Here is an 18,499-nt window from a genome sequence, read left to right as displayed (position 1 = left end):
ACTACATTTCGAATTTAGAGATCATTGTCTATAGTTTGATTGTGGAGCATTGAAGAGCGGAGCATTATGAACCCAGTACATGGCTCATTTATAGTTACTCGGTGCGGTAACGTTATGCTTACCCAAGCTTACGGCCCCTGGAATAGAGAGTGTGTTGATGGCTTAGTGCTTGATTACCGAGATAAGTCTATCGATATGCATGGCAGTAACTGGGGCGATATTGTCGTTCTTGAAGGGGAGTCCTTGCTGACCCCCGATGCCGAGAGCCTTCTGGCTGAACGTATATCCGCAGTACGTCACCTCGGGTTAACGCATCTAGCGTTAGTACTTGAATCATCATTAGTAAAATCAACCACACGAAATCAACTTGACGTGGTATACCGCCAAACCGGTGTAGATTTTTCTTTCTTTGATACCTACGAAGAAGCAAAGGTATGGTTAACTAATCTGGGTTACATCCTTGATGAAGATGCTGAGCGCGCTCACTTTGTGAAAACCAAACAACATTGATAGTAGTGGTAGGCTGCTCGGCAAGTTGGAATGATTTTCGCAATATTCTCGATAAGTAAGATGTTTTAAACGACTGAAATCGAGGCCAAACTATGATCCATAGCACCTATCCACCCAGTGTTGTTATAAAAGCTTTCACTTGGGCTTACCAAGAAGTTGGCTTGAATCAAGCAGAGGCTGCTGATTTACTTGGCGTTTCTGAAACATCCCTATCGCAAACGACGCTACTTGGGTTCGAGCATGGCACGACAGAGTATCGTAGACAGCTCTCTTTCATCCGTATGTATCATTTACTCATTGCGTTGTCAGAAGGGGACAGTGCGTCCATGCAAACATGGTTTCAGCAATACCAAAGTGAAATAAAAACCACGCCTAAAAACTTGTGTTTTACATCAGATGGTATTGAAAGAGTCACTGATTACTTACGAGAGCTAAAGCAAACCGTTGAGCTAAGACCAAGTCTGTCACATTTACGACGTGCTAACGCGAACTCTACCGCTAGAGTGGTTACGCATTAAAGGCAATAATTTGTGCGCTATTAGATGAAATGCTTAACGTGATTAAGCGAGCTTGCCCTGAGCGTCTAATTTGTTCACTTTATTGATGAAATTGAAGCAGGCTTCAGGCTGAGTATTAATTATCATATGACCCGCATTGGGGATAATTTCTGCCATGCTGTTGGGAAGCGATGTAGCAATAAATGACATATGCGCATCGGGGGATAAGATAGCGTCTTGTTCACCATATAAAATACCCACCGGACAGGAAATTTTTTCGTAATGTTCAAACTGTTTATACAAGCTTTCCGTTGACGCTACCATATCACAGCTAGCTTGATAAAAACTCTCTGAATGCAGCGCTAGCGCCCCACCGCTTTCAATTCCAAAGTTCGAGGGTACCCGCTCTGGGAAAAAGATTTGAGCGACTTGTTTCTTTCCAAAAAGTATACGCAGCGGTGCGGCCAATGTACGACTGATAACCCTGCGCAACCCTTGATAAGGAATGTACAGCATAGTTAATGGACCCGGTCCTTTCGTTAAGGGCACGGTTAAGGGGCAAAGCAGCGAGACAGATTTAATTTTATCCGGTGCGTCTAGTGCCATGCGTAAAGCAATAGCGCCTCCCATAGAGTGCCCAGCAACAAAAGCTTCATCTATGTTTAACTGCGACATCCAATCTAAAATAGTGGCGCTTTGGACGTTGAAATCTGCTGGTATGTTACGATGACGAGTAGAAAAGCCACTTCCAGGGCGGTCAATACTGTATACGGTATAGTGCTTAGCTAACTGATTCGCTAAGGCTGTAAAATTAAGCGCATTACCCGCAAGTCCATGAATAAGAACAAGGGTAGGGCCTTGCCCTTGTTTGGTGTAGTGAATTTTTTCATGCTGCACATTTAAAAATTGGCCTGGTGGACGGAAGTTTTTTTCGATTTTTTTATCGATATGTTGAGTGAAAAGCCATGACGCCAGTAACAGGCAGAAGATAAGTGCGACAATAAAATAAATAACCACCACAATATGTTTCCTTTATTAGCGTAATTAGTAAACTAATAAGAAATGAATAAACAGTCAATGTAAGCCTTTTTCCATGAGGCTGGGTACAAAGCATAAACTGTCAAATAACCCACAAGTGAAGAATATAACCGTTAAGCTATGATTACGATTACCCCTACTATTACGCTAGAAGATAGCGACATTGAAATGCAAGCCATCAGAGCACAGGGTGCTGGTGGGCAAAATGTCAATAAAGTGAGCAGTGCTATCCATCTGCGCCTTGATATACCAGCCTCATCTTTGCCGCAAGAGGTTAAAGACACGCTGCTAAATACAAAAGACAGCCGAATTTCTAACGATGGCGTGTTTGTGCTAAAAGCGCAAAATTCTCGAACCCAAGAACAGAACCGGGAAGATGCTATTGTGCGTTTGAAAGCGTGGATAGTCAGTGCCACCAAAAAACAAAAACCAAGGAAGGCAACCCGCATGAGTCGTGCGGTAAAAGCGAGACGCGGCGAGGCTAAAAAGCAACAAAGTGTGAGAAAGTCTATGCGGAAAAAAGTGGATATTTAAGCGGCTTTAGCCTAAAGTATACCTCTTCAGCGACGTCGTTTCGTGAAATGAATGGAACATTCTACGTATTAATGAGTTAAATACGAAAAATATACGATTAAAGAATACGTTTTGCGCTCAAGCTGTTATGGATATTAGGGAATTTCTTCAATGACACGGTCTGACATTATACCTATGGTACTGTTCGCTGCCATCGTTGTTTCGCTTGGGATAAATACGCCACAAGCGGCCAACGAAATTATCGCGAAACTCTTCGGTAAAACTATTTCAAATAGCGAACTACAACCTAGCCAAAGTGATGTAGATCGCTTCCAGTCAATTCTTAGTGACAAATCTGAAGTTGAGATCCGTAAACTTTTAGCTCAGCGCGCGTTAGGCACTAAAATTAGCGAATCTGTTATTGCTGACTTTGCCGACGAGAACAATATTGAGCCTTCAAATAGTGAAGTTGAGTCTGCTTACGCGGTTATAAAAACTTGGACAGTCGATTTAAGCCACAATGCTGAATATTCAGATGAAGAAGTTGAACGTTATCGTTTAGCCATGGCAGAAGGCATGGCTAAGAGTTGGAAAGTGTCTAAGTCACTGTATGAAACCTTTGGTGGAGACGTTGTTTTCCAGCAAAGTAATCCGCTTACCCCCGTTGGTGCCTATAAGGATTTGTTCGAGCAATATCGCTCACAAGGCGAGTTTGTCATTTACGATCCTGTTTTCAAAGCGGCTTTTTGGGAGTCGGTAAGAATGCGTTACTCTAATGTACTTCCCCAAGAAGATATCGATTATTCATCACCTTGGTGGGAAGCTGGACTCAATGCCTCTGGAGATTAAAATGCCTTCATTGCGCTGTTTTGTATAGCTTTTTTAGATTTTTGATTTAAATGAAACACCCCGCCTAAAGCGGGGTGTTTTTGTTTGTGGAAAATTTTTTATTGTTTGTTGGGAATAAACTCGGAGGTTCATTCGTTATTTAAGTGTCTTTGATGAAAAACAGGAAATAAACGAATGAACAAACTACATACTGCTTTAATTGTTGCACTAGGTCTTACTTCAAACGTAGCGCTAGCTCAGGCTGTCGATACATCTGTTTCAGTGTTCAATAGCACCCAAGCTTCAACCAATGTATCTGGTGAGCAAGCAAGTGCTACTCAGTCAATGTCCTCACAAACTTCAGCTTCTTCAAACGTAGATGCACAGTCGAATAGTGTTACAGAAACTGAAGCTAGCAGCGAAACGCAAAACGCAGACCAGGCTGATGCTACTGCCACTACTAACGACACATCAGAAACATCTGATGCGGCAAGCGGCGAAATGCTTACTCAACTTACCAGTGCGCAAAGTGCTCTTGTAGGCAGCGGTGCGGCGACGCAAACCATTGCTTCTAATGCTGCAGGCGCCTTAGATATTACCGCTTCAGCAGCCACAGATATGGTATCAGGCGCCGTTGATAGCAGTGTATCGCAGGCGGCGGATGTCAATGCCATAGTCTCCTCAACACTTACCCAATCAGTTGAAGCGGTAGCGCAATCGCAGGTTGAAGAAAGCGTGGCTAGCCAGGTATCTGGCCAAGTAAGTGGGCAAATCGAAAATACGGTTTCAACCACCGTTGAAAACACGGTGAGCGGAAGTATTGCTGGCATTTTGAACCAGTAAAAGTCACGCGGTTCAAGGTAATAGACGAATCTTGAACCGCCGCCACCTCTGGTTATTCCAATAACTATGAAGGTTATATAAACAAGGGGGGCGCTACTCCCAGCCCCGCCCTTACTTCCATGTATTAATTCCGTGAGCATTCGATTTAGTAGGACACCTGCATGAGCCTTAAAACCTCCACATCATTATTAAGCGTATTAAGTCTATCTATTGCATTAAGCTTAATTGGCAAAATTGCCATGGCGAGTCAGTCAGAAAACAGCGCAGAAACTGACGGACACAAGTTGATAAAAGTGACTGGAGAAGCCTATATCGGTGCTCATCACGACTCAAATGTGAACGTTAGTGAACTTGATACGAATACCGACACATCCGACTCAGCAATCAAAGGGAATGCGAAGCTTAAGCTAGCGTTAATGCCTACCGATAAATGGCAATTCAGTGCGTCAGCACAGCATAGTGAAACGCGCTACAACGCACTGTCGAATTTTGACCTAGCTATCACTACCTTGTCGGGCGAGGCGAGTTACCAATTGTCTTGGTCTAAAGTTGGCGTTCATCACTATTACGCAATTGCTGACCTTGATAACAATACTTTTCTCACTTACCAACAAAGCGGTGTTTCATTGGCCAACAGTGCGTTCACGCAAGGTTACTGGCGATTAAGTGTCGACACCATCGATAAGTCGTTTGAATCGGTGCCAGAGCGCGACGCCGATGCGTTATCTGGCCGCATTGACGGTTTCTGGTTTTTTAAAAATCAAAGCTTTATGCAATTGGGCGCGAAATATCAAAATGAAGATGCCTTGAACCAAGCGTTCGACTATTCCAGCTATGGTATTGACGCCAGTTATACTTACCCCGCCAGCTTGTGGGGTAGCGCACTCGATATCAAGCTCGGTTATGAAATGGAAAACAGACACTATGGTCAAGGTAGCCTAAGCAGCGAGCCTGCTGCTTCAGGGGCACCTTTCAGTGAGTTTGAACAACAAGGCGGCAGGCGACGAGAGGATGATAGGCATGTTTTCAAAGCGAGCATAGAATATGCTGCTATGGAGAACGTAGATTTTATTCTAAGCACGCAATACAAAGACTATGGTTCAACCTTAGTGTCGGCAGACTATCAAGAAACCATTGGTGAAATTGGTGTTAGATTTCATTTTTGATAGCACAATAGCACTCACTGTTGATTTAACTAATGGAGAATACCTACGCCAAAAACCGGGTCTCGTCCCGGTGCTCCAGCATCTATAGCTTGGTCGCGCAATGTGACTAACGCTTGGGCTGGATTTGAACTAGCGCGAAATAGACAGGCATAGCGGGCTGAAACAAAAGGCGTTGCCATCGATGTGCCGGTCTCACGGCTAGTCGTACCATCTGGATGTGCGACTTCTACTGAAACACCGCTGGCCGCAAAATCAACATAGTTACCTTGATTGGCCCATCGATAGATAGCGTGGTTATTGTCTACTGCTGTTACCGCAATAGTTGACGGGTATGCCGCGGGAAATAAAGGCGGAGAGGCTGGTCCTTCGTTTCCAACTGCTGCAATAATTTGCACCCCTTGCTCACTGATTTTTTGTATAACGTTGGCCAGTACCGAGTTTTCTGGCCCCGCTAAACTCATATTAATAACATCAACCTGTTTGGCGACTAAATAGTTGAGACCATCAATTAATGATAATAAGGTCGCGCCCTGACTAATACTGTTTCGCGTATAAAAGACGCTAGCGTTATAGAGGTGACTTCCTGCACGCATATTATCTGCCAATAAGCTGGCTACTGACGTACCGTGTACTTGGGTAGTTGGTAAAACTTGTGGAAGAAAAGGCTGTTGTTCAATAACAAGGTGTTCCAGTGCTTTGTGGTTTTGCGCAATGCTGGTATCTATCATTCCAATACGAACAGGTATTTGGCAAACGCCTGGTTTATCAGTAGTTGTAATGCTAGCTAACATGTCTTGGTTGTTGTTTTTGATTTTCGCGCTTTCTGCTGTGCCCATGCCTTGCGCTAAATAAATATGATTACGACCTACTTGCGTTTTTAGTGTTTCCGGTAAGCTGTTTCTTATTTGAGACAGTTCATCGAGGCTAGTATTAACCTTTAAACGGTAAATCCATTGGTCTATAGCGGCTAAATGGCGAGACGATTCAATGGTGATGTCGGGGTGAGAAAAGTGAGTTTTGTCAGCCTCGCTACCGACAACTAACCATTCTCTTTCCAATGCTAAAAATCCATCAGGGGCTTTTACTTCTTTTAGTACAAGAGTGCCTGAAGGCGAGGTAAGGCTTAGGGGCGATGGAACAGAAAATTGCGGGGCAGGTATGTTAGCTAAGGTGTCAAACCTACTTTCAACACCTTGTGTTACCTGAGTTTCAAGCACATCTCGCACGGAGCCTACATCAACGGGCACGCTATCAATGATAGGCCTGACGGGTTCGATTATTTGACGGCCAATAGTTAACTGGGCGCTGGCATTTAAGCTTAACACGCTGCCCATTGTAAATATTAAGCCGCCTACTACGCGCTGACAAAGCGATCTGCACTTCATAATTTTACCTCACTTGCTTTGCGGCTAAACCCATACAGGCATCACCGGGCCCAGCGTGCTTGTTACTCATCGCGAAGGACTCGGTCAACCTATCCATAAATAAAGCTGGCATAAAACGTGCCCTTAATGATGGGATAACCCTTTTCTCGTACTTAATTAACGTTTGTTGATGTAAAAAATTCCCTTTCCTTGGGAATAAATCACGGCATCAAACGTTAACTAGGTATAAAGCATGATTTCATAGGAAGTTGTATGAAAGAAGAAGTGACTGAACTCGTTCCATCATTAAGAAAATTTGCGTTTTCACTTACCGGCAATATACATGATGCTGATGATTTACTGCAAAATACGATTGAGAAGCTACTGACTAAACCTTTGCCACAAGATGCCACATTAATGGCATGGGCATTTCGAGTTTGCCGCAATTTATGGATAGATGAGTATCGTGCGCAAAAAGTAAGAACAAGTGCGGCGGTTAGCCCTGAATTGCAGGCTAAAGATGAGGCGCATTTGGATGAAGCCCTTTCAGGTGGCATTACGCTAAAGCAAGTAAGTAAAGCCATGGGGGAATTACCCCCAGAACAACGAGAGACCTTGTCACTTATTGCTATACAAGGAATGAGCTACGCAGATGCTTCAGAGGTACTTGAGGTGCCTGCTGGGACTATTATGAGCAGACTTGCTAGGGCAAGAAGCAAACTCAGTAATATGCTAAACCCACAACAAGAGGTGGTGTTATGACAATATCTGACGAAATGCTTTGTGCATTTTTAGACGCAGAACTTAGCGATGACGACATGGAATATGTTAGAACTGCTATTGCCAGTGATCTTGCACTGTCAGACCGCTTAGCGTCTTTAGCGCAGGTAGACATGATGGTGAAAGCAGCGGCTGATGCTGCAACGCAAAAACCTTTACCTAATAGCGTAGTGGCATTACTTGCAGATGATGCGACCTCAGAATCCTATCTTAAGCAAGCGGATTTCGACTCAGACCATGTATGTGCAAGCCAGGCAAGTGAGAGCATGCCAAGCAACGTTACTTCGTTTAATCGCAAAGCCCAAGACGCTAAACGTAGTGGGAAGTGGAAAGTCCCTTTATCGTTAGCGGCTGGAGTGGCGTTAGTGACAGGGCTAACCTTGATGCAATCAGAGTATACAGACCCCCTAGAACCTGCTGGCACTTCGTCAACGAATAACCATTGGGCGAATGTATCTACAGCCCTCGATAATAATTTAACGGGTGAGATGATGGTAACCGATGCGGGCATGGAAATAGTGCCACAACTATCATTTATGAATAATGAATCCCAGATGTGTAGGCAGGCGCAGATACAAGGTGAAGATGAGTTGAATATCATGATTGCATGTAAAAATGCCCAAGGCATTTGGCAACTTCATGCAAGTAAGCTGATAACAGCGGGTCGCGATAAGAGTGAGTATCAAACGGCAAGTGCTAACAAAGTACTTGATAAAGAATTAGATTTGTTAATGGTGTCCGCACCGTTAAACGCAGAGCAAGAGCAGCAAGCTATTAATCATGGGTGGCAGTCTAAGACTGCCGAAGGAGTTGTTAATGAAAACTAAACTTATAGCGTTTCTAGCAGTGATGGTAATGGCGGGGTGCGCGAGCCAACCCGATTATCGACAGGCATCTAATGGCGGTTTCGGGTATACCGAAAGCAAATTAAGTGAAACCCAATACCGTGTTCATTTCAAAGGTAGAGGGTCTGATAAGAGTAAGGCTATGGATTATGCCATGTACCGTTCAGCGGAACTGACTTTACTGAAAGGGTATGATTGGTTTGTAGTAACCGATCGGGAAACCATGGTAGATAAAGAGCGCGTACAAACATCACCTCAGGTTGGCTTCAGCCAACGCTATGCGCGAGTAACTGAATGTGGCGTTATTACTTGTAGAACGTCTTATCATCCTACAACCCAGTTTGAATCTGGCATTTTCGTAGGTGGTTCGCAAAAGAGCGAAATCGAAAGTATTTTGAGTATTGAAATGGGAAAAGGTACTCGACCTACGTCGTCTGCGAGTTTTGATGCAAGAGAAATTAGCAACAACTTAAAACCTGATACGGAATCTTCACCTTAAGCACTTACAAGGTGCTTAGCCCTAACGGTTAGGTTGTGTTATGTATAAAAAAAGCCCCGAATGGGGCTTTTTTTGTGCTGCAAGCCGTTAAGGCTTAGGCGAAGTGCCTAGTTGAAATGGTTATCCACTTCTTTTTCGGCTTCTTCACGGCTCTTGCCGTATGCTTGCTGAATTTTACCTACTAATTCTTCACGACGACCATCTATTACGTCTAGGTCATCATCGGTAAGTTTACCCCATTGCTGTTGTACCTTACCTTTCATTTCTTTCCAGTTGCCTTCGATACGATCATTGTTCATATGTTGCTCCTTTAAAAAGAATAACCGAGTGGTTATTGTGAACCGCACTTAATAAGTAGCAATCCCCATTCCAAACACTAACATTATGAATAATATAGTTTTTTGTGGTTTATGAACAAAGGGCTATTGCCAGCGCTCTGCATTATTTACATGGCGCTGAAAGTCATACAGGGTTTTATGATTATGCGGCACAATAAAATGATAGCTTCAATACTCATTAAGCAAGTTGCTTCGCAAAGGCTTCAACATCTTGACGCTTATCTATCTTATGCTGGTCTTCACTGCGCCCTTCACGCCAATAGCTGCTAATGTACACTTGGCTGTGAGGCACCTGTTTTTCGTCCTTAAGCCACGAACGAATTTTTCTCATTTGAGAAAATTCACAGGCAACCCATACAGCAGGGGTTCCTTGTTGCCAGTCAATACGCTGTAAGGCGTCAGACAATGTTGCATCTTTTTTAGATACCCACTGAATCGATACGCCTTCAGGCTTTTCTAACGTGGTAGCATCGGTTTCATGTTCAATAGCTATAACTGCAATGCCTTTAGTATGGCTAGGAAGTGCTTGTAGATAGTTTCTAATACTGGGCAGCGCTGTCATGTCGCCTGCGAAAAGTACCCAGTCATAATTCTCTGCTAACGCTTTACTGCTACCAGGGCCTGCAATAGTTAGCTTGTCACCTTCTTTTGCGCTTAGCGCCCATGCGGCGGCGGGGCCAGTTACTCCATCTTTTGCATGCACTACCATATCAATGGACATTTGTGCTTTTTGTCTATCGAAGCTGTTTATCGTGTAGGTACGCATAGCAACGGGTTTATCTTTGGCAGGCTGAACGACAGGGTCACCATTTAAATCAAAAAGTAACTTAACGTAAGCACCAGGGCGAGTTTCTGGAAAGTCTTCTAATGTAGTGCCGCCAAGGACAATACGTTGCATGTTTGGTGTTATACGGAAAGACTCGATAACTTCAACAACACGAGGTGCGGGTTTAGACATGATTTTCTCCAAATACGACAGTGGATATAGCTTATTTGATAATAGTTCTCATTTCCATTTCTAAGAGTGGGATGAAATCTAGCTAATAATTCTGGTTTTTAGAAAAGTAGGCCGTATTACGAAAGAGAGGATATTTATTATAGGCAAAAAGAAAGGGGCTAAAGAGCCCCTTAAGAAAAACACAACATAACTTGGAAAACACATTTACACTTCACAAAGCCAACACACTAAATGACTCCATGTATTAGTAAGAGCGGTGAAATAAAGAAAAGTTCAGCAAAATATAAAAATAAATAAAAAGTTTTTAAAATATTGATTTTCAGAGCCTCTTTTATCATAGGTTTAGTGGTTTAAAATAAAGGTAAGACTCTAAAATAAAGGGTAAAAATATAAACTGACAGGCAAAAAAATGCCCGCCAAAGGCGGGCTAAAATCAGAGGTATATAAAAGGCCGGGAAGGGCCTTAGAGGGGAGAGGCATGCTGTCGGGTGACAGCACACTAATAATATCGATGACATTACTAGTGTTCCTCAATATGGCTATTGCTGAAGGCGTAATGCCGGGTCAACAGAGCCAAATAAGTTACAATCCTTTGTTGCACATGGACATCAATGTCTGTGCCAGTGATGTGGGCATCCAGCAGCAATCGCGAAAATAGCGTTTGCAACTCTGCATCCTGCAGGCCTTTACGACTTAATCCAAGTCGCCATCACACTCAACTGGCGCAAAAACAGATAATCGGTCATTCACGTCAACAACTCCTTTAAGCAAATCAACCACTCCGTGGTGATTGCTTTGTCGACATCAATGTCAACCTTGCTCGTCATCAAGACGCATCCTTTTTCAACATCCGTGTTGGCGTTAAACGTATTTAACTTTCCGATAAACAACAGAGCGACGTTAACCTTGCTATCAATCCTTGCATCCCTGGCCGACGAATTTCCTTTTACGTCCAATGTTGTCAGCCTGCGCAGATAAAGTCTGTAATGTCATGGTTACCTTCGTGGTAACGGTATGCCTTCCTAGCATCATGTTTACGTCTGTTGTTATCCGTTAGTCTAATTAATGCCAAACTTGTGCCAAAACTTAGCGTCGTTTAAATATAATAGTAAATTATTGATATAAATCTATTTTATTCTAAATTTAAAACGTTTGGCATTAATTGGGCGTATGTTTAAAAAAAAGGGTGGGAAATTTTTTCCTACTGCCGTGTCGTTTCTTACCGAATGCACATACACAATAACAATCAGTGTTACCTTGCTTGAAAATGTGCTTGTTTACTGTTCAATATGCAATATAATAAAAATCTAATATATTAAGGTTTTTGATATGAAATTAGCAATTGATATGCTTTTGCATGTAAGCACGCACAAAGGGCGATGGGTTTATTTTTTTCTCGCCGTGATAACGGCATTTGCCGCTTTTCAAATGCGGTTAATTCAGATTGATACCGATCCTGAAAACATGTTGGCGGAATCTCATCGTGCTCGTACCTTTCATAATGAGGTAAAGCAAACCTTTTCCATGCACGATGCGATAGTGGTTGGTTTGGTGATGCCGGAAAAGGGTGCCAAAAGCGACGAGGCCACAAGCGGCATATACACGCCAGACACCTTAGCAGCCATTCACCAAGTGACTGACCATGTATTGGCCATAGAGGGTGTTATTAGCCAAGACGTCATGTCGTTTTCAACGGTAGATAACATTAAGCAGGGTAGTGACGGGAGTCTTGAGTTTTCATGGTTAATGGCCAGCCCACCTGAAACCGCAAGCGCAAGTGCTGAACTACAAAAATCTATCGAAAGGCTGCCGTTACTGTACGACACGCTGGCTGCGTCTTCAGGTAACGCTGCTGCTATTTATATCCCTATTGCCGACAAGAATGAAAGTTATCGCATTGCCCAAGATATTCGTGCTTATTTAACGAATGTTGACACGGCAGGCCAATGGCACATCACAGGTTTACCTGTTGCTGAAGATCAGTTTGGGGTAGAAATGTTTGTGCAAATGGCCATTGCTGCACCTGCGGCTGGTGCCATGATTTTTATTCTTCTGTTCCTATTTTTCAGAAATTGGTCGCTTATTACTGCGCCCATGATAGTGGCGATGGCTACCGTTATCATTACCATGGGGGCTCTCATTGGCATGGGATTCACTGTGCACATCATGTCATCCATGATTGCCATTTTTCTGATGCCAATCGCGGTAGTCGACTCAGTACACATATTGTCTGAATTTTCCGACCGTTATAAGCCAGGCGAAAATGCAGGTAAGGTGATCACTCATGTGGTTGAGCACCTGTTTAAGCCCATGCTGTTTACTTCACTCACCTCATCAGCAGGCTTTTTCTCTTTAATGCTAACCCCGATACCGCCCGTGCAGATCTTTGGTGCTTATATTGGCTTTGGCATTTTATTAGCATTTTTGATTACCCTTACGTTTATCCCTGCTTATATTTCCCGTATGTCGCCTGCAGTATTAAGCAAACTTCAAGTCGCGCTGCATCAAAATGAAGAAGCAGATAATAATGAAGGCAAAAGCACGTTACTAAAACGTACCGTTAATAAACTACGCTACATTGCGCTGAACTACCGAGCACTAATTATTGCTGTATTTGGTGCAATTACCCTTGTATCAGCGTGGGGGATTACGCAAATTAATATCAACGACAACCCTGTGCGTTGGTTTAAACAAGACCATGAAATAAGGGTGGCAGACAGGGCGTTAAATGCAGAGTTTGCGGGCACGTACAATGCTTATTTGGTCATTACCGATACCAATAAAAGCATTGATGCAAGCAAGGTATTAAATGAGGCAAATTTACCATCAAGTTTAGATGAATGGGTTGAGCAAACTCAGGTGTCGATAAACCAGAGCGACGATGCTAACAAAATGTCGGAACTTGCCATGCGTATTGATGATGCGCTATTTAGCAATCTCGACGATGATGAACTAACTGCGTTAGACAGTTTATTGCAAGTCGTTGATTCCGCGAATGGGAATGCCAATACCTTCCAACAGCCCGCAGTACTTGCGCATATTGAGAAGTTACAAGCATACCTAGATACTCAACCTTTAATTGGTAAATCACAGTCTTTGGTTGATGTAGTCAAAGTGGTGAATCGTGAGTTACGCTCCGGCAATGAAACAGACTACGCATTGCCCGCCAACAATCGGGGCGTGGCGCAAACCTTAATGCAATATCAGTCTTCCCACCGTCCGCAAGACCTGTGGCATTTTATCACGCCGGATTATCGCCAAACGCTGATTTGGCTACAGCTAACCAGCGGTGACAACCAAGATATGACGAATGTCATTTCGCTTGTTGAAGATTACTTTGCTAATAAGCCACTACCAGAAGGGCTAAGCTACGACTGGGCAGGTAAAGCCTACTTAAATGTGGTGTGGCAAGAAAATATGGTAACAGGCATGTTGGAAAGCTTGCTTAGCGCCTTTGTCATTGTATTTGTGATGATGGTACTACTGTTCCGTTCTTTAGTTTTTGGCGTGCTCGCTATGCTTCCCCTTACCATCACGATTACCTTTATTTACGGGCTTATTGGCATTGTGGGTAAAGACTACGACATGCCTATTGCCGTGCTGTCGGCGCTTACCTTGGGGTTATCTGTGGATTTCGCTATCCACTTTCTTGCTAGGGCGCGTGAAATCTATAAGGAAACGGGTAGTGTGCCAGATACCTTAGACGCTATGTTCGATGAGCCTGCCAGTGCAATAACGCGCAATGCGTTGGTGATAGCACTGGGCTTCACCCCTTTACTGCTAGCGCCGTTAGTGCCTTACATAACGGTGGGTGTTTTCTTGGCGAGTATCATGGCGGTTTCTGCCTTGGTGACTTTGTTGGTCTTACCCGCGGCCATGGTATTTTTAAAACGTTGGGTTTTTAAAGGAGCTTAATATGCGTAATTCAATGCTTCACATCAACACTAAGACCTCCAACTCGAGTGTTCGCGTTTGGTTAACGAGTATGTTGCTACTTTGCTTTTCTTTTGCCGCGGTGACTCCCGTTACCGCGAATGCGCAAGAAGACGTGGCGAGTATTATTGCGAAGTCAGAAAAGGCCGCCTATTACGCAGGCAATGACGGTAAATCAATGGCGCGAATGATCATCGTAGATAGTCAAGGGCGTAAACAAATGCGTCAGTTCACGATTTTGCGTAAAGACGTGCTAAACAATGAAGGTACTGAAAGCGGCGACCAGAAAATGCTGGTGTTTTTCAGCCGCCCAACCGAAGTAAAAGGCACGGTGTTTAGAGTTGAAAAGCACACCAACATTGATACCGATGATGATCGTTGGTTGTATTTACCGGCCCTTGATTTAGTAAAGCGGATTGCCGCTGGCGATAAACGCACCTCGTTTGTCGGTTCACACTTTTTTTATGAAGATGTGTCGGGCCGTGCAGTGTCAGAAGACAACTTCACTATGCAAAATACCACCGATACCCACTATGTGTTACGCGCAACGCCTAAAAGCGCCGATAGCGTAGAGTTCTCTCATTATGTCGTAGAGATAGACAAGCAAACCTACTTGCCCACGCTAATCAACTTTTTCAAAGAGGATAACAATTATCGCCGAGTTGAAGCGGTATCAGTAGACACAGTTCAAGGCTACCCAACGGTAGTACGAAGCAAGGTGTCTGATTTAGCATCAGGGGGTTATACCTTAATGGAATTTCGCGGTATTCAGTACGATATTGCGTTGCCAGACAGCGTGTTTAGTGAGCGTAGCTTGCGAGTGCCACCACGAGAGTTTGTGGAGTAATCGTGATGCGGGCAGCACAGCTTTTTTCAGGGAAATACTTTGTTTGCGCACTTTTTGAGGTCGGGCTACCGGGAATAGCGCTATTGAGAAAGACATCAAGTGGACTCTCGCTACTTGCAATAGTTCTGCTGGGAATAAGTGTTTCAACTCCGGTGTATTCACAAGCACTCCAGAATGACATTGCACAAGATGTACCCGCTAAAACTGAACAAATCGACCACCCAGAGCCTGTTAGTGACGATAGGTTGGAAAATGAAGGGTGGGATGATAACCGCTGGGGCAACGAAGGTTGGAGTGACGATAATTGGGATAGCGAAGACTGGGGCGAGCAGGACAAAAGCGCTACCGCTTACACCTTAAGTGGATTTGTCGAGCTAGCGGCAGGAAACCGAGTAGCTACTGACGCTGCCATTGATGCTAGCAGCACCTTACGAGATGCAAGAGTGCAACTACGCGCTGATTATGCGCTAGCAGCATCGAAACTTAGTTTTCGGGGCGATGCGTGGTACGACGGCGTTAAACATCAACGAGAATTTCAGATACGTGAGCTAGCATGGCAAGGCAATCTGGCTGCTTTGGGCCAATGGGGCAATGCTTTTGACCTGAAAATTGGGCAGCAAGTACTCACTTGGGGAACAGGCGATTATGTCTTTCTAAACGATCTTTTCCCAAAAGATTATCAGTCATTTTTTTCTGGCCGTGATGATGAGTATTTAAAAGCGCCCAGTGCTTCTATTAAGTTATCTGGGTATTGGGAGGCCATAAATATAGATGTTGTGGTGACACCAGAATTTGAACCTGATATCGGTATTACAGGAGAAGTCTTTTCCTTTTTTAGCCCCCAAGCCAATGAAAATATCGCGCCAGCGTATACCGTCAGTAATCAGAATACGCCAAGTGGTAGTGAAGTGGCGTTGCGGGCGCATCGCACATTTAGCAGCTCGATTGGGAGTATTGAGGCTGCGTTATACGGATATCGAGGTTATACCAAGCAACCCAGCGCCGTAGATGAATTGGGTGCACCGCGTTATAGCCGCTTAAATGCTATTGGCGCCAGCGTCGTTATGCCGATGGGGAAAGGGATTGCAAATGCAGAGTATGCGTATTATCGGAGTGTGGAAGATAGTGAAGGTACTGATCCCTCTGTGAGTAATTCCCAGAGCCGCTTCTTACTGGGTTACAGCCAAGAAGTGATGGCTAATGTAACCGGCGCTGTGCAGTGGTATACCGAAGCCATTCAGCATCATGATTCACTATTGACTCATTCACTCTACCCAGAATATGAGCAAGAAGCGTATCGCCATTGGGTAACTACTCGCCTTACGTGGCAGGCGTGGCGACAAACCCTCACTATCAATAGCTTTCTATTTTATTCACCTACGGATAATGATGGTTATTTGAAAGCTAGCGCCAGCTATTCGCCGACTGATAAGTGGCAGGTTCGAGGCGGAGTAAACCTATTTAGCGGCGAAGAAACGCATACTTTCTTTGCTCAATTCGAAGATGCCAGTAACGTCTATTTTGCGTTTAGGTATTTTTATTAAGCGGGGGAAGAGCACTGCTACAGCAAAAATGCGGTAGCAGTAGCAAAAAGTGAATTACCAGGAACCATACATAGGGTTAGGCAAAATAAACAAGCTAGTGCCGACTTCAGGCAGTATCGCTGGCAGATAAGCATCTTCCTGCGTTACCCCTTGAAAATCTTCAATATTATCGCCAATTTGCATAATAATATTATGCGGTTTATTCCAACCCTCACTTGCCGTGTCATTCGTGAGCGAGCAAGCTGGCGAGCCTTGCTTTACGGCATTACGACGACGGTCTTTATCGTTCACAATGTACTTATGATCAACGGCCTCTTTGTCGGCAGGTAATCTGCCCATAATACAGGTGTTGCTTGGTGTAAGCGGCAAGCCCACAGCGAGCAAGTTATTCCACGTGTGGCTGTCTAAGGTTTTATCGCGATTAGTAATAAGGGCAATTTTTCCACCTCTTTCAATCACGGTTGTTAGAAACTTATCTACACCTGGAACCAACGTGGCTTCTTCCCTTTTTATCCATGCGTTCCAGCTTTCGCTTGAATACCCCAAGCCTTTTGACTCACGCTCTTCTTGATACAGGCTGTTATCAAGCACGGTCTCATCTACATCTAGCACGATTACGGCAGGCGTTTGTTGATTTTCAAAGGTTGCAGGCAGTGCGGCGGTAGCTTGCTTATAAACATAGGCGCTAAGAAGTGGATACTCTTTACTCTGGCGTTGGTATTTCACAGCGTTAGATAAAGAAAAAGACGCTTCTGGCGCAGCGTCCGCTACGCTGGTGTCAGCCTGTGGGGTAGTAACACAGGCTGATAGCGCGCTTAGCGCCAAACAAGACACTGCAATAGGTCGCAGTGCGGTCTTAAGAGAAGTCGAAGCAGTGGTAAACATGTCTATAGTCCTTGCTTGGCGGTAACGGTTTATCTTCGCCAATGAAAATTTTGATGCGTTACTTTGACACAAAACGTTCCGGCTTCAAAATAAAGGTAACTTGCCCGAGCTTCACTTTGTCGTATTACTGATAAAACTAACTAGCGCCGGGCCTAATGCTTTTGCAAAGTCTCAGGCAAAGTCTCAGGCAAAGTCGAGTAAATCGGTGCCAAAGAAGTTATCGATAATGCATCGCCATTCACCGCTGTCGTTTCGCTGCATCACATACACCGCTCGTTTTCCGTCGCAAGGTAATGTGTGGGGAGCGGCTTTTGGCACTAGGTAAAGCTTAGCGATTACTAAGGCTACATCACCCGCTTCAATTACAATTTCATCGCCGGTGGTAACGATATGCTCTGGCATATATTTGCGTTGGAAAGTTTGTAGTGCGCTAACACAGTCGTGCTGGGCCGTGCCTTTTAGCGGTGTAGATACCACCTTGGCATTATCGCCATAGCAGGCACTAACAGAAGCTGGATCGTTTTCGTTTACCGCGTTATGCAAACGGGCTAATAACTGAGTGATGTTGTTCATGGCTGTCGTCTCGTTTGTTTTTACCGCGAAGACAGACTTAAGAAAAACCCGCCTTGGCGGCGGGTTTTAGTGATGTTTTACGTACGCACTAACTTTCCCGCCAATTATTAATAATAATAGCGAGGAGGATAATTGAGTTTAACGCCAAACCTTGGCGCGGTGCTGAAAACAGCAATGTGCGTAATGTCATAACCGCAGTATTTAATTTGCCGAATAAAAAGTCAACGACTTTGTGGGGTAGATTCTCTTCGCTTAACAGATGATGTGCTAGGGCAATCGAAACGCGCGGTAAACCCATCCATGGGCGCTCCGCCACAGCATCCATGCTGTGGAGGGTTCCGATTGCCCTTGCACACCATCTATACTGAGTTCGTACGGTAGTAATCGGTAAGCCCGTATAGGTTCCAAGGGGCTCCGCTGCCGCATCCTGCGGCAGAGGGTCATAAGGTATGCGCTCCACCCTCACGCTGAAACTCAACATAGCTGGCTACTTCGCCACAGCATCCATGCTGTGGAGGGTTCCGATTGCCCTTGCACA

At 44.4% G+C, this 18,499-nt stretch carries 20 protein-coding genes; 13 read left to right on the top strand and 7 right to left on the bottom strand.

Features of this window, described 5'->3' with window-relative positions:
• The first annotated feature begins 66 nt into the window (after window positions 1-66).
• Window positions 67-510, top strand: a complete 444-nt coding sequence (locus ALT761_RS19060) for a hypothetical protein (RefSeq protein WP_129740367.1) — start codon at window positions 67-69, stop codon at window positions 508-510.
• A gap of 92 nt (window positions 511-602) precedes the next feature.
• On the top strand, window positions 603-1,028 hold the full coding sequence (locus ALT761_RS19055) for a hypothetical protein (protein ID WP_129740366.1): 426 nt from the start codon (window positions 603-605) through the stop codon (window positions 1,026-1,028).
• A 42-nt stretch (window positions 1,029-1,070) separates the two neighbouring features.
• Here the strand turns inward: ALT761_RS19055 and ALT761_RS19050 are convergent, their stop codons facing one another.
• The gene (locus ALT761_RS19050; RefSeq protein WP_129740365.1) at window positions 1,071-2,027 is read right to left on the bottom strand and encodes an alpha/beta fold hydrolase; all 957 of its coding nucleotides are present in this window, start codon (window positions 2,025-2,027) and stop codon (window positions 1,071-1,073) included.
• A gap of 138 nt (window positions 2,028-2,165) precedes the next feature.
• On the opposite strand from ALT761_RS19050, the gene arfB reads away from it, so the two are divergent.
• From arfB to ALT761_RS19030, 4 genes are all read left to right on the top strand, one after another.
• Window positions 2,166-2,579: an alternative ribosome rescue aminoacyl-tRNA hydrolase ArfB gene (gene arfB / locus ALT761_RS19045; RefSeq protein WP_126874021.1), complete on the top strand. Its 414-nt coding sequence runs from the start codon at window positions 2,166-2,168 to the stop codon at window positions 2,577-2,579.
• Between the two features lie 150 nt (window positions 2,580-2,729).
• On the top strand, window positions 2,730-3,407 hold the full coding sequence (locus ALT761_RS19040) for a hypothetical protein (protein ID WP_129740364.1): 678 nt from the start codon (window positions 2,730-2,732) through the stop codon (window positions 3,405-3,407).
• A 174-nt stretch (window positions 3,408-3,581) separates the two neighbouring features.
• Entirely contained in the window at window positions 3,582-4,229 is a 648-nt protein-coding gene (locus ALT761_RS19035) for a hypothetical protein (RefSeq protein WP_129740363.1), read from the top strand.
• A 161-nt stretch (window positions 4,230-4,390) separates the two neighbouring features.
• On the top strand, window positions 4,391-5,395 hold the full coding sequence (locus ALT761_RS19030; RefSeq protein WP_129740362.1) for a hypothetical protein: 1,005 nt from the start codon (window positions 4,391-4,393) through the stop codon (window positions 5,393-5,395).
• A 29-nt stretch (window positions 5,396-5,424) separates the two neighbouring features.
• Here the strand turns inward: ALT761_RS19030 and ALT761_RS19025 are convergent, their stop codons facing one another.
• Window positions 5,425-6,780 (bottom strand): S8 family serine peptidase, encoded by a 1,356-nt coding sequence (locus ALT761_RS19025; RefSeq protein WP_129740361.1) that lies wholly within the window; start codon window positions 6,778-6,780, stop codon window positions 5,425-5,427.
• 252 nt (window positions 6,781-7,032) lie between these two features.
• On the opposite strand from ALT761_RS19025, the gene ALT761_RS19020 reads away from it, so the two are divergent.
• From ALT761_RS19020 to ALT761_RS19010, 3 genes are read left to right on the top strand one after another with little or no spacing between them, the layout of a single operon-like run.
• Window positions 7,033-7,521, top strand: a complete 489-nt coding sequence (locus tag ALT761_RS19020) for an RNA polymerase sigma factor (RefSeq protein ID WP_013786467.1) — start codon at window positions 7,033-7,035, stop codon at window positions 7,519-7,521.
• Complete coding sequence (locus ALT761_RS19015) at window positions 7,518-8,366, top strand: anti-sigma factor (protein ID WP_129740360.1); 849 nt, start codon at window positions 7,518-7,520, stop codon at window positions 8,364-8,366. The genes ALT761_RS19020 and ALT761_RS19015 overlap by 4 nt, the downstream gene beginning before the upstream one ends.
• Window positions 8,356-8,883 carry a CC0125/CC1285 family lipoprotein gene (locus tag ALT761_RS19010; protein ID WP_129740359.1) on the top strand — a complete coding sequence of 176 codons (528 nt, stop codon included), beginning with the start codon at window positions 8,356-8,358 and terminating at the stop codon, window positions 8,881-8,883. Before ALT761_RS19015 ends, ALT761_RS19010 begins: the two co-directional genes overlap by 11 nt.
• A gap of 107 nt (window positions 8,884-8,990) precedes the next feature.
• Here the strand turns inward: ALT761_RS19010 and ALT761_RS19005 are convergent, their stop codons facing one another.
• Both ALT761_RS19005 and ALT761_RS19000 read right to left on the bottom strand, forming a co-directional pair.
• On the bottom strand, window positions 8,991-9,182 hold the full coding sequence (locus tag ALT761_RS19005; RefSeq protein WP_126874026.1) for a CsbD family protein: 192 nt from the start codon (window positions 9,180-9,182) through the stop codon (window positions 8,991-8,993).
• A gap of 217 nt (window positions 9,183-9,399) precedes the next feature.
• Entirely contained in the window at window positions 9,400-10,179 is a 780-nt protein-coding gene (locus tag ALT761_RS19000) for a siderophore-interacting protein (protein ID WP_129740358.1), read from the bottom strand.
• A gap of 409 nt (window positions 10,180-10,588) precedes the next feature.
• Between ALT761_RS19000 and ALT761_RS18995 the strand changes: the two genes are divergently transcribed.
• The 4 genes from ALT761_RS18995 (at window position 10,589) to ALT761_RS18980 (ending at window position 16,503) form a co-directional block, all read left to right on the top strand.
• Window positions 10,589-10,837, top strand: a complete 249-nt coding sequence (locus ALT761_RS18995; protein ID WP_129740357.1) for a hypothetical protein — start codon at window positions 10,589-10,591, stop codon at window positions 10,835-10,837.
• A gap of 671 nt (window positions 10,838-11,508) precedes the next feature.
• Window positions 11,509-14,094 (top strand): efflux RND transporter permease subunit, encoded by a 2,586-nt coding sequence (locus ALT761_RS18990; RefSeq protein ID WP_129740356.1) that lies wholly within the window; start codon window positions 11,509-11,511, stop codon window positions 14,092-14,094.
• 1 nt (window position 14,095) lies between these two features.
• Window positions 14,096-14,959, top strand: a complete 864-nt coding sequence (locus ALT761_RS18985; RefSeq protein ID WP_442858133.1) for an outer membrane lipoprotein-sorting protein — start codon at window positions 14,096-14,098, stop codon at window positions 14,957-14,959.
• 83 nt (window positions 14,960-15,042) lie between these two features.
• Window positions 15,043-16,503 carry a hypothetical protein gene (locus ALT761_RS18980; RefSeq protein ID WP_232043500.1) on the top strand — a complete coding sequence of 487 codons (1,461 nt, stop codon included), beginning with the start codon at window positions 15,043-15,045 and terminating at the stop codon, window positions 16,501-16,503.
• A gap of 54 nt (window positions 16,504-16,557) precedes the next feature.
• Here the strand turns inward: ALT761_RS18980 and ALT761_RS18975 are convergent, their stop codons facing one another.
• From ALT761_RS18975 to ALT761_RS18965, 3 genes are all read right to left on the bottom strand, one after another.
• A complete protein-coding gene (locus ALT761_RS18975; RefSeq protein ID WP_129740355.1) occupies window positions 16,558-17,388 on the bottom strand; it encodes a 5'-nucleotidase, lipoprotein e(P4) family in 831 nt (276 codons plus the stop codon).
• A gap of 183 nt (window positions 17,389-17,571) precedes the next feature.
• The gene (locus ALT761_RS18970; protein WP_013786455.1) at window positions 17,572-17,961 is read right to left on the bottom strand and encodes a YybH family protein; all 390 of its coding nucleotides are present in this window, start codon (window positions 17,959-17,961) and stop codon (window positions 17,572-17,574) included.
• An 88-nt stretch (window positions 17,962-18,049) separates the two neighbouring features.
• Window positions 18,050-18,286 (bottom strand): hypothetical protein, encoded by a 237-nt coding sequence (locus ALT761_RS18965; protein WP_129740354.1) that lies wholly within the window; start codon window positions 18,284-18,286, stop codon window positions 18,050-18,052.
• Window positions 18,287-18,499: the final 213 nt, after the last annotated feature.

This window comes from Alteromonas sp. 76-1, from assembly GCF_900654235.1.
Taxonomy (GTDB): domain Bacteria; phylum Pseudomonadota; class Gammaproteobacteria; order Enterobacterales; family Alteromonadaceae; genus Alteromonas; species Alteromonas naphthalenivorans.
Note: the sequence above shows the minus strand (reverse complement) of the source record. Positions and strands in the feature narration are given on the sequence as shown.

Excerpts from the sequence above, each read along its gene's own strand:
- ALT761_RS19060 (WP_129740367.1), top strand. The coding sequence starts at position 67 with ATGAACCCAGTACATGGCTCATTTATAGTTACTCGGTGCGGTAACGTT.
- ALT761_RS19055 (WP_129740366.1), top strand. The coding sequence starts at position 603 with ATGATCCATAGCACCTATCCACCCAGTGTTGTTATAAAAGCTTTCACT.
- arfB (WP_126874021.1), top strand. The coding sequence starts at position 2,166 with ATGATTACGATTACCCCTACTATTACGCTAGAAGATAGCGACATTGAA.
- ALT761_RS19040 (WP_129740364.1), top strand. The coding sequence starts at position 2,730 with ATGACACGGTCTGACATTATACCTATGGTACTGTTCGCTGCCATCGTT.
- ALT761_RS19035 (WP_129740363.1), top strand. The coding sequence starts at position 3,582 with ATGAACAAACTACATACTGCTTTAATTGTTGCACTAGGTCTTACTTCA.
- ALT761_RS19030 (WP_129740362.1), top strand. The coding sequence starts at position 4,391 with ATGAGCCTTAAAACCTCCACATCATTATTAAGCGTATTAAGTCTATCT.
- ALT761_RS19025 (WP_129740361.1), bottom strand. The coding sequence starts at position 6,780 with ATGAAGTGCAGATCGCTTTGTCAGCGCGTAGTAGGCGGCTTAATATTT.
- ALT761_RS19020 (WP_013786467.1), top strand. The coding sequence starts at position 7,033 with ATGAAAGAAGAAGTGACTGAACTCGTTCCATCATTAAGAAAATTTGCG.
- ALT761_RS19015 (WP_129740360.1), top strand. The coding sequence starts at position 7,518 with ATGACAATATCTGACGAAATGCTTTGTGCATTTTTAGACGCAGAACTT.
- ALT761_RS19010 (WP_129740359.1), top strand. The coding sequence starts at position 8,356 with ATGAAAACTAAACTTATAGCGTTTCTAGCAGTGATGGTAATGGCGGGG.
- ALT761_RS19005 (WP_126874026.1), bottom strand. The coding sequence starts at position 9,182 with ATGAACAATGATCGTATCGAAGGCAACTGGAAAGAAATGAAAGGTAAG.
- ALT761_RS19000 (WP_129740358.1), bottom strand. The coding sequence starts at position 10,179 with ATGTCTAAACCCGCACCTCGTGTTGTTGAAGTTATCGAGTCTTTCCGT.
- ALT761_RS18995 (WP_129740357.1), top strand. The coding sequence starts at position 10,589 with ATGCCCGCCAAAGGCGGGCTAAAATCAGAGGTATATAAAAGGCCGGGA.
- ALT761_RS18990 (WP_129740356.1), top strand. The coding sequence starts at position 11,509 with ATGAAATTAGCAATTGATATGCTTTTGCATGTAAGCACGCACAAAGGG.
- ALT761_RS18985 (WP_442858133.1), top strand. The coding sequence starts at position 14,096 with ATGCGTAATTCAATGCTTCACATCAACACTAAGACCTCCAACTCGAGT.
- ALT761_RS18975 (WP_129740355.1), bottom strand. The coding sequence starts at position 17,388 with ATGTTTACCACTGCTTCGACTTCTCTTAAGACCGCACTGCGACCTATT.
- ALT761_RS18970 (WP_013786455.1), bottom strand. The coding sequence starts at position 17,961 with ATGAACAACATCACTCAGTTATTAGCCCGTTTGCATAACGCGGTAAAC.
- ALT761_RS18965 (WP_129740354.1), bottom strand. The coding sequence starts at position 18,286 with ATGGATGCTGTGGCGGAGCGCCCATGGATGGGTTTACCGCGCGTTTCG.